The organism is Streptomyces sp. NPDC001153 (assembly GCF_053598315.1).
Genome location: NZ_JBSFJZ010000087.1, coordinates 1 through 17828 on the forward strand (window position 1 = coordinate 1; position 17828 = coordinate 17828).

Annotated in this window: 15 protein-coding genes and 1 pseudogene; 8 read left to right on the top strand and 8 right to left on the bottom strand. The window is 68.9% G+C overall.

Annotated elements, in window-relative coordinates; translation table 11 throughout:
- The 4 genes and pseudogenes from ACWDEN_RS46315 to eutC all read left to right on the top strand — a co-directional run.
- Window positions 1–209 (top strand): annotated as a pseudogene (locus tag ACWDEN_RS46315) (hypothetical protein); the annotation flags it as partial.
- A gap of 981 nt (window positions 210–1190) precedes the next feature.
- Window positions 1191–2750, top strand: a complete 1560-nt coding sequence (locus ACWDEN_RS46320) for an APC family permease (RefSeq protein ID WP_351607124.1) — start codon at window positions 1191–1193, stop codon at window positions 2748–2750.
- Between the two features lie 46 nt (window positions 2751–2796).
- Window positions 2797–4230, top strand: a complete 1434-nt coding sequence (gene eutB / locus ACWDEN_RS46325) for an ethanolamine ammonia-lyase subunit EutB (protein ID WP_450864045.1) — start codon at window positions 2797–2799, stop codon at window positions 4228–4230.
- Window positions 4227–5009 carry an ethanolamine ammonia-lyase subunit EutC gene (eutC, locus tag ACWDEN_RS46330; protein WP_351607119.1) on the top strand — a complete coding sequence of 261 codons (783 nt, stop codon included), beginning with the start codon at window positions 4227–4229 and terminating at the stop codon, window positions 5007–5009. The genes eutB and eutC overlap by 4 nt, the downstream gene beginning before the upstream one ends.
- Window positions 5010–5295: 286 nt before the next feature.
- Here the strand turns inward: eutC and ACWDEN_RS46335 are convergent, their stop codons facing one another.
- Genes ACWDEN_RS46335 through ACWDEN_RS46345 form a run of 3 tightly spaced genes read right to left on the bottom strand, consistent with a single transcriptional unit; the run spans window position 5296 to window position 8626 of the window.
- Complete coding sequence (locus ACWDEN_RS46335) at window positions 5296–6150, bottom strand: transglutaminase family protein (protein ID WP_351607117.1); 855 nt, start codon at window positions 6148–6150, stop codon at window positions 5296–5298.
- Between the two features lie 2 nt (window positions 6151–6152).
- Window positions 6153–7085, bottom strand: a complete 933-nt coding sequence (locus tag ACWDEN_RS46340; protein WP_351607115.1) for an alpha-E domain-containing protein — start codon at window positions 7083–7085, stop codon at window positions 6153–6155.
- Entirely contained in the window at window positions 7082–8626 is a 1545-nt protein-coding gene (locus tag ACWDEN_RS46345; RefSeq protein ID WP_351607113.1) for a circularly permuted type 2 ATP-grasp protein, read from the bottom strand. The genes ACWDEN_RS46340 and ACWDEN_RS46345 overlap by 4 nt, the downstream gene beginning before the upstream one ends.
- Before the next feature lie 281 nt (window positions 8627–8907).
- Between ACWDEN_RS46345 and ACWDEN_RS46350 the strand changes: the two genes are divergently transcribed.
- Both ACWDEN_RS46350 and ACWDEN_RS46355 read left to right on the top strand, forming a co-directional pair.
- Window positions 8908–9981: a pentapeptide repeat-containing protein gene (locus ACWDEN_RS46350; RefSeq protein ID WP_351623407.1), complete on the top strand. Its 1074-nt coding sequence runs from the start codon at window positions 8908–8910 to the stop codon at window positions 9979–9981.
- Window positions 9982–10926: 945 nt separating this feature from the next.
- The gene (locus ACWDEN_RS46355) at window positions 10927–12156 is read left to right on the top strand and encodes an IS110 family transposase (protein ID WP_450864048.1); all 1230 of its coding nucleotides are present in this window, start codon (window positions 10927–10929) and stop codon (window positions 12154–12156) included.
- Between the two features lie 136 nt (window positions 12157–12292).
- Here ACWDEN_RS46355 and ACWDEN_RS46360 read toward each other — a convergent pair whose 3' ends face one another.
- Both ACWDEN_RS46360 and ACWDEN_RS46365 read right to left on the bottom strand, forming a co-directional pair.
- Window positions 12293–12781 (bottom strand): carboxymuconolactone decarboxylase family protein, encoded by a 489-nt coding sequence (locus ACWDEN_RS46360; RefSeq protein ID WP_450864050.1) that lies wholly within the window; start codon window positions 12779–12781, stop codon window positions 12293–12295.
- 244 nt (window positions 12782–13025) lie between these two features.
- Entirely contained in the window at window positions 13026–13412 is a 387-nt protein-coding gene (locus tag ACWDEN_RS46365; RefSeq protein WP_450864052.1) for a peptidoglycan-binding domain-containing protein, read from the bottom strand.
- Between the two features lie 276 nt (window positions 13413–13688).
- Between ACWDEN_RS46365 and ACWDEN_RS46370 the strand changes: the two genes are divergently transcribed.
- Window positions 13689–14663 (top strand): AraC-like ligand-binding domain-containing protein, encoded by a 975-nt coding sequence (locus ACWDEN_RS46370; RefSeq protein ID WP_450864053.1) that lies wholly within the window; start codon window positions 13689–13691, stop codon window positions 14661–14663.
- 663 nt (window positions 14664–15326) lie between these two features.
- Window positions 15327–16169, top strand: a complete 843-nt coding sequence (locus ACWDEN_RS46375; RefSeq protein WP_450864054.1) for a patatin-like phospholipase family protein — start codon at window positions 15327–15329, stop codon at window positions 16167–16169.
- Window positions 16170–16508: 339 nt separating this feature from the next.
- Here ACWDEN_RS46375 and ACWDEN_RS46380 read toward each other — a convergent pair whose 3' ends face one another.
- From ACWDEN_RS46380 to ACWDEN_RS46390, 3 genes are all read right to left on the bottom strand, one after another.
- Window positions 16509–16967 (bottom strand): MarR family transcriptional regulator, encoded by a 459-nt coding sequence (locus tag ACWDEN_RS46380; protein WP_376288554.1) that lies wholly within the window; start codon window positions 16965–16967, stop codon window positions 16509–16511.
- Entirely contained in the window at window positions 16964–17458 is a 495-nt protein-coding gene (locus ACWDEN_RS46385) for a MarR family winged helix-turn-helix transcriptional regulator (RefSeq protein WP_450864056.1), read from the bottom strand. Before ACWDEN_RS46385 ends, ACWDEN_RS46380 begins: the two co-directional genes overlap by 4 nt.
- A gap of 148 nt (window positions 17459–17606) precedes the next feature.
- Window positions 17607–17828, bottom strand: a 222-nt coding sequence (locus tag ACWDEN_RS46390; protein ID WP_450864058.1) for an integrase core domain-containing protein, incomplete at its 5' end; no start/stop codon positions are given.

The window sequence follows — 17828 nt, forward strand, 5'->3', positions numbered from 1 at the left end:
CCGGCTTGGATGTCGTCGACCGGATCATCACGGACCTCGCCGTCATAGACGTCACGGCCGACGGTCTACGGCTGGTCGAACTCGCACCCGGCGTCACTGTCGACGACGTCGTGGACCGGACCGCAGCCCCGCTGGAGACCGCCGGCCACCGCGTAACCGCCGAGGAGGTCAAGTCGGAGGCCTTTACGACTCCGTTGCTCAGATCGTAGGCGTTGGTCCGGCGCGAGTCGAATGGGGAACCGGGGCAGGTGCCTCGTCTCGGGACTGGGTGGTGGGCCTGCCGACTGGCCCGGGCCGACGAAGTCCATGACCGTGCCACAGTGACGGAGGGGAACCGCTCGTCCTGTTGTTACCGCGCTACGCCGCTCCTCCAAGGGTGCTCACCTGTCAGGGAACAAACGCCGTGAGCCCGACGGCAAGGCCGGCCTCCATGCCCGGAGAAGGTGCCGTCTGGTTCCCTGTTGCGCTCCGCACAGCCGGGGTGCGTGTACAGCCACGCGAGGACATCACGGATGGCTTCGCCCTGCTTGATCGCCAGCTGCTCACCTTCGGGTCCATCCACGAAGACGTACTCGATGACGACCTCGGGCGGTTCTCTGCGTCTCACCCTCGTAGCCTGCACCGTGGCGCCGGCCGTTCGCGTGAGCTGGAAGAGTTGCAGCGTTCCGGGACAGTGCCTGACGCCGGCGGGGTGGTCTACGGCCGTCAGGCTTTCGATGCGCTTCACCGTCACACGGGCGCTGCACCCGGTCACGTCCATGGGCCTCGCCCGCAGGGCGCCGTACTCGCTGGAGCGGGCAGTGTGCTCGCTCCCACCATGGCCAGGGCGGGGACCCAGCTGGGGCGGGTTGAGCGGCTCACCGGACGGCTCGAGCCCAACGTCGCCGTCTGATCCGGCACACATAGCCACACAGGCTTCAGCGGCCCCGTCTTCCGCACGCGGCGGCTCTGCCGCCGGCGTGATCGCGGGCCCTCAACGCGAACCGCCCCCGACGCAATTACGGCTCGCGGAGGTGTCGCAGGACTTCCTCACTACGGCCTACGCGGCCACGAATGGCATGAGATATGTCTCTTTCGCCCTGCTTAACGAGGACGAAACGGCGGCCGCCGCATTCCGTAAAGAGGGTTCGCGACGATCGGGCACTTACACCGTCCAGCGCAACATCCCGCAACATCCGGAGCCAGATCGCGTGACTACTACAGAATCCGCCCACACGCCTCTCGGCGGTCCCGGCACGGGCGCCACTCCCGAGCCCAAGCGCCTGCGCACCGGGGCGCTGGGCATGTGGGGCGTCGTCTTCACCGTGCTGGCCACCGCCGCTCCCATCACCGCCATGACGGGCAACGTGCCCATAGCGATAGGCTCCGGAGCCGGCACGGGGACCCCGGCCACCTTCATCTTCTGCACCGCCGTTCTGGTGATCTTCACCATCGGCTACTCCGCGATGGCCCGGCACATCACCGCCACCGGCGCCTTCTACGGTTTCATCACCCGCGGCCTGGGCCGGGTCGCCGGGCTGGCCAGCGGCCTCATCGCGACCCTTGCCTACGTGGTCTTCGAGGGTTCGCTGATCGGGATCTTCGCGTCCTTCTTCAAGACGGACGTGGAGACCTTCGGCGGGCCGAAACTGAGCTGGATCGTCTACGCGCTCTTCGGCATCCTCACCATCGCAGTACTCGGCTACTTCGACATCGAGCTCTCCGGGAAGGTGCTGGGCGTCTTCCTGGTCGCCGAGGTACTGATCCTGCTGCTGATGGGCGGCTCGGTGCTCTTCCACGGCGGCGGCCCCGACGGGCTGATGACCGGCTCCCTCGACCCGGCAGGCGGTTTCACCGCGGTGGCCGGCGGCAGCGTGGCGATCGGTCTGTTCTTCGGTTTCTGGTCGTGGGTGGGCTTCGAGACCACCGCGGTCTACGGCGAGGAGTCCCGCAACCCGACCCGGATCATCCCGCGCGCCACCCTGCTCGTCGTCATCGCGCTCGGCGCGCTCTACACCTTCGTCTCCTGGATGACCATCGCGGGCAACGGCGCGCACAACGCCGTCACCATCGCCCAGGGCGGTACCGGCAACCCCTTCGATCTCTTCTTCGGCATCACCCAGAAGTTCGTTGGCGTCTGGGCCAAGGACCTCTACCAGGTCCTGACTGTCACCGGCTCCTTCGCCTGCGCACTGGCCTTCCACAACTCGGCCTCCCGCTACCTCTACGCGATCGGCCGCGAGGGCCTGCACAAGGCCGTCACCCCGCTCGGCGCCACCCACGACAAGCACAAGTCCCCGTGGGTCGCCTCGATCGTGCAGTCCGTGATCACCCTGCTCATCACCTTGTACTTCTTCCTCTTCCAGGCCCCCAGTAAAGCCGCGCCGGACGTGCCGTACTACTACGAGTTCGGCCTGCTGGCGATCATGGGCACGATGGGGATCCTCATCGTCCAGGCGATCTGCTCCGTCTCGGTGATCTGGTACTTCCACGGCGGCAAGCGCCACCCGGAGACCCGTAGCTGGTGGCGGACCCTGCTCTGCCCGGCTGTGGGCGCGGCGGGCATGGCCTACGTCGTCTACCTGCTGTTCAGCAACCTCTCCTTCGCGGCGGGCGCCGCCTCCAACAGCCCCGTCTACACCCTCACCCCCTACCTGGTGATCGGTGTGGGCGTGCTGGGCGCGGTGACGGCGCTGGTGCTCCGGTCCACCGACCGGGCGCGCTACGAGCGGATCGGCAGCACCGTGCTGGCCGAGTCCCACGAGCGCTGAAAGCCCCTCATGCGTACCGCAAAGAGAGTTCGGAGAGGTTGACAGTATGGTCTACCGCGGCACTCTGCGTGGCGAGCGGTTCACGTTCGCCACGCTGCCCGAGCTGCTGGCCAAGGCGAACGAGGTGAAGTCGGGTGACCAACTCGCCGGACTCGCCGCACGCAGCGAGCGGGAGCGAGTAGCGGCCAAGCTCGCCCTGGCCGACGTACGGCTGGCCGAGATCGCCGCGACTCCCGTCGTGGAGGACGCCGTGACGGAGGCGGTCTCCGTGCCCGCCGACCCGGCGCGCTTCGCGGAGCTCGCCTCGCTCACCGTGGGTGAACTGCGCGAGTCGGTCCTGGAGCCCGACTTCCGGCAGCACTGGTCGGGTGGGCTGCACGCGGCGATCACCCCGGAGATCGCCGCCGCCTGCGCCAAGCTGATGAGCAATCTGGACCTGGTGGTGGCGGCCGCCCCGCTGCGCCGTACCACCCGCTGCCGTAACACCATGGGCGGTGCGGGCGTCTTCGGCTCTCGTATCCAGCCCAACCATCCCACCGACAGCGTGCGCGGCATCATGCTGTCCGCGCTGGACGGCCTGGCCTTCGGCTGTGGTGACGCGATGATCGGCGTCAACCCGGCCACCGAGTCTGTGCCGGTGATCGGCGAGGTGCTGCGCGGCGTGCACGAGCTGATCGCCCGGCTGGGCATCCCCACCCAGTCCTGCGTGCTGGCGCACATCACGACCCAGCTGGCCGCGCTGGAGGCGGGCGCACCCGTGGACCTGCTCTTCCAGTCGGTCGCCGGGACGGAGGCGGCAAACGCGAGTTTCGGCATCGACCTCGGGCTGCTCGCCCGCGGCCGGGAGGCTGTGCTCGCCCACCACGCCGAACGGGCGGGCGAGTTCGCCGGCGAGCAGGTGATGTACTTCGAGACCGGCCAGGGCAGTGCGCTCTCCGCCGAGGCCCACCACGGCGTCGACCAGCTCACCCTGGAGGCGCGGGCGCAGGCGGTGGCCCGGCTCTACGACCCGTTCCTGGTCAACTCGGTGGTCGGCTTCATCGGGCCGGAGTACCTGGCCGACTCGGTGCAGATCACCCGCGCAGGCCTGGAGGACCATTTCGTCGGCAAGCTGATGGGCGTGCCGACCGGCGTGGACGTCTGTTACACCAACCACGCGGACGCCGATCAGAACTCCAACGACAACCTGCTGGTGCTGCTCGCCTCTGCCGGGTGCACCTTCGTGATGGCCATCCCGGCCGGGGACGACGTGATGCTCAACTACCAGACCACCAGCTACCACGACGTGGTGAGTGTCCGCCGGACGCTGGGCCTGCGCACCGCTCCGGAGTTCGAGTTCTGGCTGGCCGAGATGGGCATCTCCTCCGACGGCCGCCCCGGCGGCAAAGCGCACGCCCTGCCGACCAGCCCGGCCGAGCTCGCCTCCGCGTTGGAAGGCAGTGGAGCCCTGCGCGAACTCCTCCCCGGGGGTGTGGCGTGACGGAGCACCTGGAGCTCTGGGCCCCTTCGGCCGGACCGACGTCCGCGGAGCGAACCGCTGCCTGGTTGCGCGCGGCGACCCCCGCCCGCATCTTCACGGGCCGGGCGGGCAGTTCCTACCGCACCGCCACCCTGCTCGCCCTGCGCGGCGACCATGCGGCCGCGCGGGACGCGGTCTCGACACCGCTGGACCTCGACGGCCCTGGGATGGCCGCGCTGGCCGACCGCTTCCCCTGGACGGTGGTCGCCACCATGGCCGACTCCCGGCACCGCTACCTGCGCCGCCCCGACCTGGGCCGGCGCCTCACCCCGCAGGCGCGGCAGGCGATCCGGGCCGAGCACGGTCCCGGCCCGGACGTGCAGCTCGTGATCGGCGACGGGCTGTCCTGCACCGCCGTACTCGCCCAGGTGCCGGCTCTCCTGCCGCTGCTGCACGAGGGCTGCGCGGCGCGCGGCTGGTCGGTGGGCCGTCCGATCGTGGTGCGGCAGTGCCGGGTCGGCGTGCTCAACGAGATCGGCGAGCTGCTGGACCCGGCGGTGGTCGTGCTGCTGATCGGTGAACGCCCGGGCCTGGCGACGGCGGAAAGCCTTTCCGCGTACCTGGCGTACCGGCCGCGTCCCGGGCACACGGACGCGGACCGCAACCTCCTCTCCAACATCCACCGCGCGGGGATTCCGGTGCGGGAAGCCGCGAGCCGGATCGTCGGGCTGGTGGATACGCTGATGGCCGAAGGGCGGAGCGGAGTGGCCGTCAAGGAGGCCGCTGCACTGGAGAGCTGACCAAGCGCCCAGCTGGACGTGCCACGATGTGCCGCCGATCGTCTGTGGCGCCGTCGTGGCCAGGGCTTGTCTGATGGGTCGCGGGTGATCCGTCGTCTTGGAGGGCGGGGCTCGTCAGATGGTCACGGCTTCGCCCGGCTGCAAGGGGCATATCAGACACAGCCCCGCACCCCTTCAGGGGGCTGCCGAACCGCAGCGGACTTCGCCCGACGTGCTCGGTGTCGGGTGACGCGTCATGAAGGGGTCGTCCGGAGGGCCGGGAGTGATTCCCGGCCCTCTGTCGCGTTCAGGCAACCTGTGTGAATTCCACGGTCACCTCCGGCGGCCCGCCCGCCACCCCCCGGTACACGCCCTTGTGCGGGGGCACGTCGTCGTAGTCGCGGCCGCGGCCGACCACCACGTGGGACTCGTCGGCGCGGGTGCGGTTGGTCGGGTCGTAGCCGCACCAGCCGCCCGCCCAGTACTCGATCCAGGCGTGGCTCTGCCCGGCGACCGGGCGGTGGAGCTCGGCCTCCTTCTCCGGGTGCAGGTAGCCGGAGACATAGCGGGACGGCAGCCCCAGGCCCCGCAGCAGGGCGATGGTGACGTGGGCGATGTCCTGGCAGACGCCGGTGCCCTGCTCCCAGGCCTCGGCGGCGGAGGTGGTCACGCCGGTGGTGCCGGGCAGGTACGACACCCGGTCGGCGACCAGCGAGGAGACGGCGACGGCCATCTCGTGCGGGTCGAGGCCCGCCGTGACGTCCCGCGCGTGGGCGATCAGCTCCGCCGGGACCGTCGTACGCACCGTCGGGTTCGCGAACTCCAGCAGACGGGAGCGCGTGGTGCGTTCGGCCACCTCCGCCCAGCCGGGCGGCTCGGGAAGCGGACCGGGCGGGGCCGTCTCGACCAGGCTGGACGCGGTGATGGTGAGGTCGGAGTGCGGGTCCATCAGGTCGAAGCCGGTCACCTGGGTGCCCCAGTAGTCCCAGTACGACCAGGTCGCGGCCGCCGGGCCGACGGTCACCCGGCCGTCCAGGGCGGTCTGGCCGGGCAGCGTCAGCGGGGTCATGCGGACCTCGTTGTGCGAGGAGACGGCGGCCTGCGCGTAGGAGACGTGCGTGACGTGCCGGATGCGGAGGCGGCGGATTCCCTTCCTGGTCACGCTCACACTCCTTCCTGGGCCCACTCGACGGCCCCTTGGTACGGGAAGAACCGTTCCGCCACCGCGTCGGCGGACGTCATGCAAGCCTGCTGCAAGTCCCGCAGCAGTACCGGTAGTTGTTCCTCAAGGGCGTTCGAGTCCAGGTACTCAAGGCGGGTACGCAGGCGGCCGATCGGGCGGCGTGCCGGGTCCTGGCGCGGGCGGCCCAGCGCGGTCAGGCACTCCTCGGCCGTGGTCAGTGCATGCAGCGCCGAGCGCGGGAAGTCCCGGTCCAGAAGCAGGAATTCGGCCACCCGCGGGGTGTCGCCGAAACCGCCGTACACGCGCGCGTACGCCTCGTCGGCGCCGCTCGCGCTCAGCAGCGTCGGCCAGTCCGGTGCGTGCGCCGCGTCCAGCACGCGCACGCTCAGCAGCCGTACGGTCATGTCGACCCGCTCCAGACTCCGGCCCAGGATGACGAACCGCCAGCTGTCGTCCCGGCTCATCGTGGAGTCGGCGAGCCCGAAGAAGAGGGCCGCGCGGCGCCGGACGAGCTCCAGATAGGCGTACGGGCCCGTACGGCGGGCGGCAAGCCGCTGGTCGGCGAGGGCGTGCCAGGTGGAGTTGAGGCACTCCCACATCTCCGAGGAGACGGCCTCACGGGCGCTGCGGGCATTGAGCCGGGCGGCGCCCAGCGCACCCTCGATGGAACCGGTCGAGCGGGCGTCGAACGCGAGCTGGTCCAGCACCTGCTGCATGTCCACGGGTTCCGCCCCCGCGTCCACGCCGAGGATCGCGTACAGCGACCGGCAGGCCACGTCCTCGTCGCGCCAGGGGTCCTCCAGCATGCGGTGCAGATAGGCGTCGAGGATCCGGCCGGTGGCGTCCGCCCGCTCGACGTACCGCCCGGTCCAGGTCAGCGCCTCCGCTATCCGGGAGAGGATCACGTCGTTCACTGCTGCTGCGCCCCTTCCTGTACGACCGTGGTGGTGCCGTCGGGACCCAGCTGGCGGGGAGCGACCTCGGGCGGATCACCGGAGCCGACGGAGGCCGGCCGCTCGGCGGGGCCCTCGGCGAGTACCCAGGTGTCCTTGGAGCCGCCGCCCTGGCTGGAGTTGACGATCAGGTTGCCCTCCTGGAGGGCGACGCGGGTGAGGCCGCCGGGCAGCACCCAGACATCGTTGCCGTCGTGCACGGCGAACGGGCGCAGGTCGATGTGGCGCGGCGCCATGCCCTCGCCGGCGAGGGTGGGGGAGGTGGACAGGGCGACGGGCCGCTGCGCGATGAAGCCGCGCGGGTCGGCGATGACGGCTTTGCGGGTGCGTTCGAGGGTGTCGGGGTCGGCCTTCGGCCCGATGACGATGCCCTGACCGCCCGCTCCGTCCACGGGCTTGACGACGAGCTGCTCGATCTGGTCGAGGACCGCCTCCAACTGCCCCGGTTCGTCGGGCCGGTAGGACTCCACATTGGGCAGGACCGGTTCCTCGGACAGGTAGTACCGGATCAGATCCGGGACGTAGGTGTAGAGCAGCTTGTCGTCCGCGATCCCGTTTCCGACGGCGTTGGCGAGCGTGACGTTGCCGGCCATCGCCGCGTTCATGATCCCCGGGCAACCGATCACCGAGTCGGGCCGGAAGTGCAGCGGATCGAGGAAGTCGTCGTCCAGACGCCGGTACACGACGTGGACAGGCACCTCGCCGCGCGTGGTCCGCATCCACACGCGGTTGTTCCGGCACAGCAGGTCGTGTCCCTCCACCAGCTGCACGCCCATCAGCCGGGCGAGCAGGGCGTGTTCGAAGTAGGCCGCATTGTTGGGCCCGGGGGTCAGTACCACGACCCTGGGGTCGGTGGTGCCGTCGGGCGCGGCGGCGCGCAAGGCGGCCAGCAGGCGGTGCCCGTAACCGTCGACGGGCAGCACATGCTGCTCGGCGAAGAGGGAGGGGAAGATGCGGGTCATCGCACGCCGGTTCTCGATCACGTACGAGACCCCGCTGGGCACCCGTACATTGTCCTCCAGCACCCGGAAGTCCCCGGCCTCGTCGCGCACGAGGTCGATGCCGGCGACGTGGATGCGCACGCCCCCGGGAGGCTCGATTCCGTGCGCGACGCGGTGGAAATGGGGGGAGTTGAGGAGCAGCCGCCAGGGCACGACGCCGTCCTCGAAGGCACGGCAGGGACCATAGGCGTCGGCGAGATAGGCCTCCAGGGCCCTGACTCTCTGGCCGACGCCGCGTTGTATGAGATCCCATTCGAGGGCGTCGAGGATGCGCGGCACGAGGTCCAGTGGCCACGGCCGCTCCTCGCCCGCGAAGGCGTAGGTCACACCACGGTCGGTGAACGCCCGGGCCATCTGGTCGGCTCTGAAACGCAGTTCACTCGGTGCGATCGGCTGCAGCGCCGCCAGTACCGGCTCATAGGCGGTCCTGACCTCACCCGGCCGCACAAACATCTCGTCCCACGCGTCGGCCAACGCGTACGCGTCAAATATATCCGCCATGAGGGGACATTAAGTGCGGCTCGTAACGCGACGATCTCTACGTGATTTCCGGCGGCGCACTCGCGGCCGTCAGCCTGTGGGGTGCCAAAAGTCTCGGGCGCACCCGGAGTGCGGATGGCCGGATGTCTGGGGTGTGCGGGGTGACCGTGCCGGGGGCCGGCTAGTGCCGTGACCGCTCAGGTTCGCCGGGTTCGGCTTTGCTCTAGGATCCGATGGCTATGGGGGAAAGTGTTCGTAGCCGCTGGCGCGCGACTCGCACGGTGGCCGTGGCGTTGGTCGGGGTGGCCGCACTGGCCGTGCTGTCCGTAGTGCTCCTGGTCCTTCCAGGGATGGTGGTGGACCACGATCTCGCTGGCGGCCACCTTGCTGCCGCGGACCGGATGAACGCGGTGAACAACGTGCGTACCACGCTGCTGCAGGCGGTCGGTGGCGCGGTCGTCTTGTTCGGCGCCTACGCCACCTGGCGGCAGTTGCGTGTCAGCCAGGACGGGCTGAACGCCACCCGGGAGGGCAATGTCACCGATCGCTTCAGCCGGGCAGTGGAACAGCTCGGCAGTGACAAACTGGACGTGCGGATCGGCGGCATCTACGCACTGTGGCGGATCGCGGACCACTCCGCCCGCGACCACGAAGCCGTCGTCTCGATCATGGCGGCATACCTTCGGACACATCTGCCGTGGCCGCCACAGGAGCCGGGCGCTCCGGCGGCGGACGCGTCCATCAACTCGGTACGCCCGCTGGAGACCCGTGCCGCCGATGCTCAGGTGGCGCTCACCTGCCTCGGAGTCCTTGGCCAGGAACGCAGCCCGGGTTGGCTCAACGTAAGCTTCACCGACCTTCGTCGAGCCGACTGCGACGGGCTGTGGCTGAACGGTGTCAACCTCGACGCCACATGCCTGGAAGCGGCGAGCGTGTACCAGGTCAACCTGAGCGGGGCGTCACTGATCGAAGCCAACCTGCGGTATGCCGAACTCGGGACGTCGATTCTCCATCAGGTCCGCTGTCTCGAAGCCGATCTGCGCGGCGCACGCCTGGTCAAGGCCGACCTGCGGGAGGCGGACTTCTCCGGTGCGGACCTCAGGGAGGCGAACCTGCGCAAGGCTCGGGCCCATGGGGCGGTGTTCGTCCGTGCGGATCTGCGGTTGGCTGACCTGCGGGGCTGCGACCTCAGCGGTGCCGACCTGCAGCACGCGAGACTCGAAGGCGCACTGGCGAGCGACCTGACCATCTGGCCAAACGGCTTCGACATCGACGCGGCCAGCCTCGTCATCGCCGAGGATCCCGGCGCCGAACCTGACGTTCTGCTGCCGGCTGCCGCGATCACGAGGCCAATCCCGCCCCTGCTGTCGGCCTGATGCTTGGTTCGACTTCATCGCACTGGATTGATAAGGCCGCCGAGTCGAGGGGGCGTCCGCCCCCTCACAACGGCAGCCTGACCAACCCCGGCGCTGGCGTGCCCGGGCGCCGAAAACGGATCAGCACTTGACTTCGCCGTGACCGCTCAGCTGCTTGGGCCTACTGCCACGCCGTCTACTTGCTGCGACTCCACCGCCCTCCCCCGTACCAGGACAGCAAGGGTGCTGCGCGCTTCACGCCGCAGCGTGCGACGCGGAGCAAAGGTCGCAGTAAGAGCGAGGATCGAGACCGTACCCCCGTAGAACACAGTAGCGATCGTGAAGAGGAGCCCGATCGTCATCGGGCACGCACCTTTCTTCCCCCGTTCGGCCCGCCCGGCTCATAACCCGGGGCGGGCGTTGATGCGTTTCCTCTCCACCATACGCGCGCCGTCAACTCCCCTGCGCAGCATGGCCAACCCGGCGAACCTATTTCCTTGTTAACGGTGCCACGAGGAGCTGTGAACCTTGCGGTGCTGTTCGAACTGGACCGTGATGTCTAAACGTTGCCTGGCGACTGACGCCTCGCATCAGAGCGGCGGACGGTCCGGCGGATCTCGTGGTGGCGGTCGCGTGGGTACCGGGCGGATACCTTCGGCGAACACGGCGTTGATGCCTCCGCGTAGAGCGGTGACGCTCGGTGCCTTCGCGGCCGCCACTACGTCAACACCTGTCGCCTGACCACTCGTTGGTGTTTGTGGTACGAGCCCGTCGCACGGTGACCTCTTGATACGCCCGAGCCGTTCGAGCTCCGGCTTAGACCGAGGCCCGTGGGGTGAGCTGGCGCCACGAACGGCTGCTGAGGTGGCGGACCGGCCATGGGGTCGAGTCCTTGAATTAGGTCGCTGCGTGGCCCGCATGCGCTCGTGACCAGCGCAAACAGTCAACGCTCAGGGGAGGAGCAACGTGATCTACTGTGGAATCGACTGGGCCGAACGAACTCACGACGTCGCCCTCGTCGACGACTCCGGCCAGCTGCTGGCCAAGCGGCACATCGCCGATGACGCGTTCGGCTACCGGATCCTGCTGGACCTGCTCGCCGAATACGGCGACACCGAGGACAACCCAATTCCGGTGGTGATCGAGGCCTCCCGGGGCCTGCTGGTGGCGGTGCTACGGACCGGCAAGCGGCAGGTCTTCGCGATCAACCCGATGGCTGCCGCCCGCTACCGCGACCGCCACTGCGTCTCCCGCAAGAAGTCGGACCCCGGCGACGCGCTGGTGCTGGCGAACATCCTCCGCACCGACATGCACGCCCATCGCCCCCTGCCCCAGGACAGCGACCTCGCCCAGGCCCTCGCCGTCCTCGCCCGCGCCCAGCAGGACGCGACGTGGAACAAGCAACAGTGCGCCAACCAGCTCCGGTCCTTGCTCCGTGAGTACTACCCGGCCGCTCTGGACGCCTTCGCCAAGTGGAACAACGGCCTGTGCCGGCCCGAGGCCCGCGAACTCCTCAAGACCGCCCCCACCCCCACCAGGGCCGCCCGGCTGACCCGCACGCAGATCCAGGCCGCGCTCAAACGCGCTGGCCGCAAGCGAGGCATCGAAGCCGAGGCCGAACGGCTCCGCGAGGTCTTCCGCGCCGAGTGGGCCCACCAGCCGCCGCTCGTCGAGGACGCGCTCGGCAAGCAGATGGTGGCCCTGCTGGTCCAACTGGAGGCTGCCTGCACCGCCGCCGACGACCTCGCCGAGGCGGTCGAGGAGGCTTTCCCTCAGCACCCGGACGCTGACGTGATCCTCAGCTTCCCTGGTCTCGGCGTCCAGCTCGGCGCCCGGGTGCTGGCCGAGATCGGAGACGACCGGCACCGGTTCGCCGACGCCCGCGGTCTGAAGGCGTACGCCGGCTCCTCACCCATCACCCGCGCCTCCGGCAAGAAGTCGTCCATCACCCGCCGGTGGGTGAAGAACGACCGGCTCAACCACGCCGGCTACTTGTGGGCCTTTTCCGCGATCACTGCCTCGCCCGGCGCCAAGGCCCACTACCGCAGGCGGCGCGACAACCACGGAGACTGGCATGCCGCCGCCCAGCGCAACCTTTTCAACCGCATGATCGGCCAGCTCTACCACTGCCTCCAGAACCACACACTGTTCGATGAGAGCACGGCCTTCCCCACCGAACTCCCGGTCGCCGCTTGACCTGCTAATCGCCTGAGGTGTCTACGCGGTCACAGAACCTAAGCAGCCTGGACGCCCTCCTAGCGGCACTGTAGGTGTTCGTCGACGACCATGCGGACCCGCGTGGCCGGGTCGGCCGACCTCGCTGACGGACAGGTCAGTCCCACTGCTCGTCCGCGAGGGAGGTGACCGGCTGCGGCTTGCCGATGACGGCCAGGGCGATGAAGAAGTTGATCTGGCCGATCGCGATGGTCAGGGTGGCCAGCGCCTTCTCGTCGTAGTGTTTCGCCACCTCGGCGTACAGCTCGTCGCAGACGCGCTCCTTGCCGTGCGGGGCGGGCTGGAGGGTGGCCTCCACCAGGGCGAGGGCGGCGCGTTCTGCGTCGGTGAAGTAGGGGGCGTCCTGCCAGGAGGAGACGGCGGTGATGCGCTCCTCGGACTCCCCGGCCTTGCGTAGGAAGCCGGTGTTCAGGATCGTCAGGTAGGTGTTGCCGACGATCTGCCCGGCGCGCAGGTGGACGAGGTTCATCGTGGTGCGTGGCACCGAGTGGTTGCCCGTGGCCCGGAAAAGGGCGGCGCTGATGTCGTTGAGCTCGGGCACGAACTCGGCCGGGTTGGGCATCCGGGAGATAGAGCTGTCCGTCATGGCTTTTGTTCTCTTTCGTATCGGCCTGGTTGGCGTCTTCACCGCACTGACGGATCGGCGCACGCAGATGTGACAGGAATCCGGGAAAGATCTCTGGCGTGCTCCGGACCTGGTGACAGCCCTGTCCTTCCCGGGTCGCGCCTTGGCTGGGTGAACCGGGTGTTCTCAGTGGTTGCAGGCGGTCAGAGATCGTTGGTGATGCCGCGCACGATGCTCATGTGCGCGGCCTTCCTGTTCGACGCCGTCACCACGAGGTGGGGATGTACGGGTAGCAGGGGCGGTAGGGCGAGCCGAGAGAGCCCGGGTCGCCATAGCCCGCGAGCCAGTCCCCGGTGTTCGGGCCGACAACTCCGTCCGCCTGGATGTTCATCTTGCTCTGGAACCACTCGACAGCGCCCCAGGTCTTGTTCCCCCAAATCCCGTCCTCGGCCAGCTGCGCCGGAGGGTTCTGGTTCGCGAGGGGCGTGTTCTGGAAGGCGTAGTTCAGGTTGTGCTGGACGCACAACACGGCGTTGTACTTGGTGGAGTATCCGTAGCCGACGTACGGCGCGGTGGTGCTGGCATCGGCGATGCCGGTGGTGGCGGCGAACAGCACGGGAACCGCGATTGCGACACCGAAGTGCTTGGCCATCCGCTTGATGTTCAAGGCTCCCCCGATCGGGTTGAGAAGAGTCGAGCGGGACGCAGCCTATGAACGGAGAGCCTGCTGCTGTGTGCATGCCATGCAGTCCTCCTGCACAATGCGTGCAGCGGGGAGAAGGGCTCCTCCCCATACCGGGAGTCGGTCGTGATGGCAGTGCCTCGCCCCGTCCGTCAGACTTCTGATCGCTGCAGGTGCAGGCACCGGCGGTGAGAAGCAGGGTATCGGGGGGATTTGACGATGTGGCAGGGTGGTTCCGCAGGAGCGGTGCCGGCAGCAGACAGGTTCGACTGGTTCGCCGACGCGGTGTCCGGTGCCTTGATGCCGTCGGCGCTCACTCCGCAGGACGCCGCTGGGTTCTATGCCGAGGGCGCCGTGCTGGACCTCGGAACCGCCCAGGTGTCGAGGTTCTCCTACTCCCCGCTCCGTTCGCGACGCACGCCAACGCTGATCCGCAAGGGAGACCCGGAGCAGTACCAACTCGGGCTGGTGACCAAAGGCTCCGCGTGGTTCGCGCAACAGGGTGGCGAGGCGGTGCTGCAGGCCGGGGACATGGTGCTGTGGGACACATCCCGCCCCTACGAGTCCGGCTCCGGAACAGACGGCAGCAGCGTCGAGGCGTTCGTTCTGCAGATACCCAAGGCGCAGATGCTCTTGCCCACGCAGCAGGTTGACCGGCTCCTTGCGCAGCGCATACCCGGTGGCACGGGCATGGGGGCGATCCTGGCCCAGTTCCTGGTCGCGCTCGCCGGCAACGGCCCCGACTGCCGGCCCCAGGAACTGGGCGGACTTGGGAACATGGCGGTGGAACTGGCTACCTCGTGCCTGGCGCACCGGCTCGGTGCCGTGAGGGCAGTGCCTTCGGAGCTCCGGGCTCACGCGTTGCTCCGTCAGATCACCGCCTTCATCGAGCACAACCTGTGCGACCCTGAGCTGACCCCGGGCGTTATCGCCGACCGTCATCACCTCTCATTGCGCAGCCTGTACGCGCTGTTCCAAGGTCAGGAGGAGAGCGTCGCCGCATTGATTCGGCGGCGGAGACTTGAACAATGCCGCAGTGAGCTGGCCCGCCCCGAATTGCGCAACGAGCCGGTGCAAACCATTGCCGCCCGCTGGGGGTTCACCAGCGCCACCGCCTTCAGCCGTACGTTCCGCGCCGCGTACGGCAGAACTCCCAGCGATTACCGCCGCCAAGCCCTCGATACCGCTCGCGCAAGCGGGGCCTACGGAACTCGGCGGTAGATGTCGCGATGGTTGCCGACGGCTGCCTCCTGGTCGCCCTCGACACCGGCGGCCGGGGCTGGGCTGGGCCGTCGTCGTGCCGGTCTGCGACCGGTGCGCGTAAGCCGGCGTGGCCGTGTCGGCCGGTCTTTGCCATCGCCCCTTGCGTGTCCGATCTCCGCGGTGGTCGCTCCGCGCGTGTGGGGCGCCTTGGGTATGTCCTCACCGAGCATCGCGTTTGCACAGGTCATTTCGTATGCGAGCCAGTCGAGAGCCACTCGCGAGCCACCACCGAGCCAGTGAGAGCGGCCGTCCCACGAAGGCTCGGAACGACGCCGAAGACCTCTGGGCTCGATTCGCGTTACTCCGCCCGGGCCGTCGCAGCAGGCCGTCGAGGGCGGTCTACGGCCGAGCCATCGCACACACCGAGCGATTCGAGCGGCGGTGACAAGGTGGCCACACGGGGTTCCGGCCCAGTCGATCAGGGCAGTTGCTGGGTCTGGAAACGGTCTGCCGACTCCTCCGCAGACCGTTACAAAAAATCGGGGCTCAGCCAGCTACCGGATGCGGCAGGGGGCTGGGCGGGCTGGTGTCCGTCTATCGGCGAACGCTGCGCTGAGGAATATCCCTACCCACCTGGGGCTTTGCAGTGACGTTCAACCGGATGAGCAGCTGGGGGTAGGGATGAAGAACGAACGTGCGCTGGTCGTCGGCGGTGGCGGAGTGGCCGGAATAGCCTGGGCTACGGGCGTGCTGGCCGGTCTTGCCGACGCCGGGGTAGATGTCACCGACGCGGACGCCTTGTTCGGGACCTCGGCCGGGTCGGCGGTGGCCGCACAGCTCACCAGCGGTGTAGAGCTGCCGGCGCTGTTCCGGGCCCAGGTGGACCCCGCGCTGCAGCAGGAGGAGCTGACGCCGCGGGACGGCGCGCTCGTCGAGGCCTTCGAGTTCGCCGCGAAAGTCGACGCCGAGGTCACCGACCCGGTGGAACGCCTGCGGCGGATGGGTGAGATGGCTCTGGCCGCCGAGACCGTGACCGAGGCCGCCCGGAGGGCCGTCATCGAGGCCCGGTTGCCGTCCCACAGGTGGCCGGAGCGCAATCTGTCGGTGATCGCCGTACACGCTGTCAGCGGTGAGACCCGGATCTTCGACCGTACCTCCGGCGTCGACCTGGTGGACGCTGTGACGGCGAGCTGCGCCATTCCCGGTGTGTGGCCTGCCGCGACAGTCGGCGACGACCGCTACATCGACGGCGGCGTCCGTTCGCTCACCAACCTCGATCTCGCGGCAGACTACGCCCGCACTCTCGTCATCGCTCCGATGCCCGACCCTGTACTCGATGCCGACGCAGCCTCGATCACCCGGCGAGGCGGCCTCGTCGAGGTCATCACCCCCGACGAGGCCTCTCTTGCCGCCTTCGGCACCGACCCGCTGTCCCCTGCCAGCAGGACCCCTGCGGGCCACGCTGGTTTCACCCAGGGCCGGGCGGCCGCGCAGGAGATCGCCACGCTGTGGAACATGGCATAGCACACGACGCGACAGGGTGGCCGTCGCCGACAGCATCAGCTCTCAGAGCCGAAGCCAACCAACAGCTCGGGCAGACGGCGGGGCTTCCCGGCCTCAAACGCGACGAGGAGAGCGTCGGCAGTCTGCTCCGGGCCTCGGTGCGGGTGCGGAACGCGTGACGGTGCACGTACTCCACTTTGAGCACGCTGTTGAACGCCTCGCTGACTGCGTTATCGAAACAAGATCCGACTCGGCCCATGGACTGCACGCCGGCTGCATCTCCGCGCCTCCATGATCTGGATCAACGACCTCACCCGAACCAGCTTGTGATCACAGCCAGTTACAGGACCGGTCGCGAGGTCAGGCGGTCAGCGCCGCAAGCTCCGCGTTGGCGCGCTCGGTGACCAGGGCGAGGACGCGGCCGGCGGCGGTCAGGTCCTCTGCGGGTATCCCGCCCCAGATGCGGGCGGAGATGGGGGCGGTCTCCGCTCCGGTGGCGGCGAGCAGCTCGCGCCCAGCGTCCGTCGGGCGAAGGTGCGCGCCGTCCGCGACGAGCAGCTGCTTGGCCAGCAGTTCGTCGAGGGTGGCGCGGATGTCGGCCGGATCGGCCTTGAGGGAGCCCTGGACCTGGGTGATGAGATCGTCCGACGTCTGCGGGGTCTCGGTGGTGATGGCAGCGCGCAGGGCGACCTGCTGTTGGAACGTGGCGCCGTACCGGGCCAGGACGTGCTCCAGGACGCTGCGGGCGGCGTAGTGGGCCAGGGCGAGGGCGCGGGCATCGGCGACGGGCGCGGTAGCGGTGGATGCGGTGGTGGTCATGGCGTTCTCCTCCGGGTGCTCTGGTCGTTCGGTACGGATGGAGCGAGAGGTACGTCGAGCAGGGCCGTCAGCTCGGCGGTGAACGCGCGCGTCCTCGGGGCGTTGAGGCCGCCGAGCGGCTCCAGCAGCTGCTGGAGCAGTCCCTGGACCACCGCTATGGCCTGCCGCGTGACAGCCTGTCCTTGCTCGGTGAGGGCGAGCTGTACGGCGCGCGGGTCGCGGGAGTCGCGGGTGCGCTCGATCAGACCGGCCGACTCCAGGACGCGCGCCAGCTTCGAGACATAGAGCGCCTCCAGGCCGGTGTGGTCGGCGAGCCGGCGCTGGCTGGGCCGCTCGCCAGCGCGCTGCATGCCGTGCAGCGACGCGACCAATACGTACTGCGCGTGGGTGATACCCAGCGGAGCCACCGCGCGGTCGACCGCGACGCGCCACTTGTTGGCGAGCCGCCATACCAGGAAGCCGGGCGTGGGGCCCGGTGAACCCTTGCTCATGGCGAATAGATTACATGGCTACTATGTCCAAGGCTACTATTTTCGGCGGATGTGACGGCGCAATCGACTCGGCGCCGCGACGGGCCGAGGGAACGCCTCCAGCGGGACCGCCTCCGCCCCGTCACACGATCAAGACCAAATACAGGCCCTAGGTGTATTGACCTGAAGCGTTGTTGACGCGGCTGATCGGTGGTTGGCCGCCGAGTGCGGTGTGGCAGCGGTGGTGGTTGTAGGTGTGCAGGAAGTCTGCCAGGGCGGCCGTGCGTTCGTCGTTGCTGGCGTAGGGCCGCAGGTAGGCCCACTCGTCGAGCAGGGTGCGGTTGAAGCGTTCGACCTTGCCGTTGGTCTGCGGTCGGTAGATGCGGGTGAG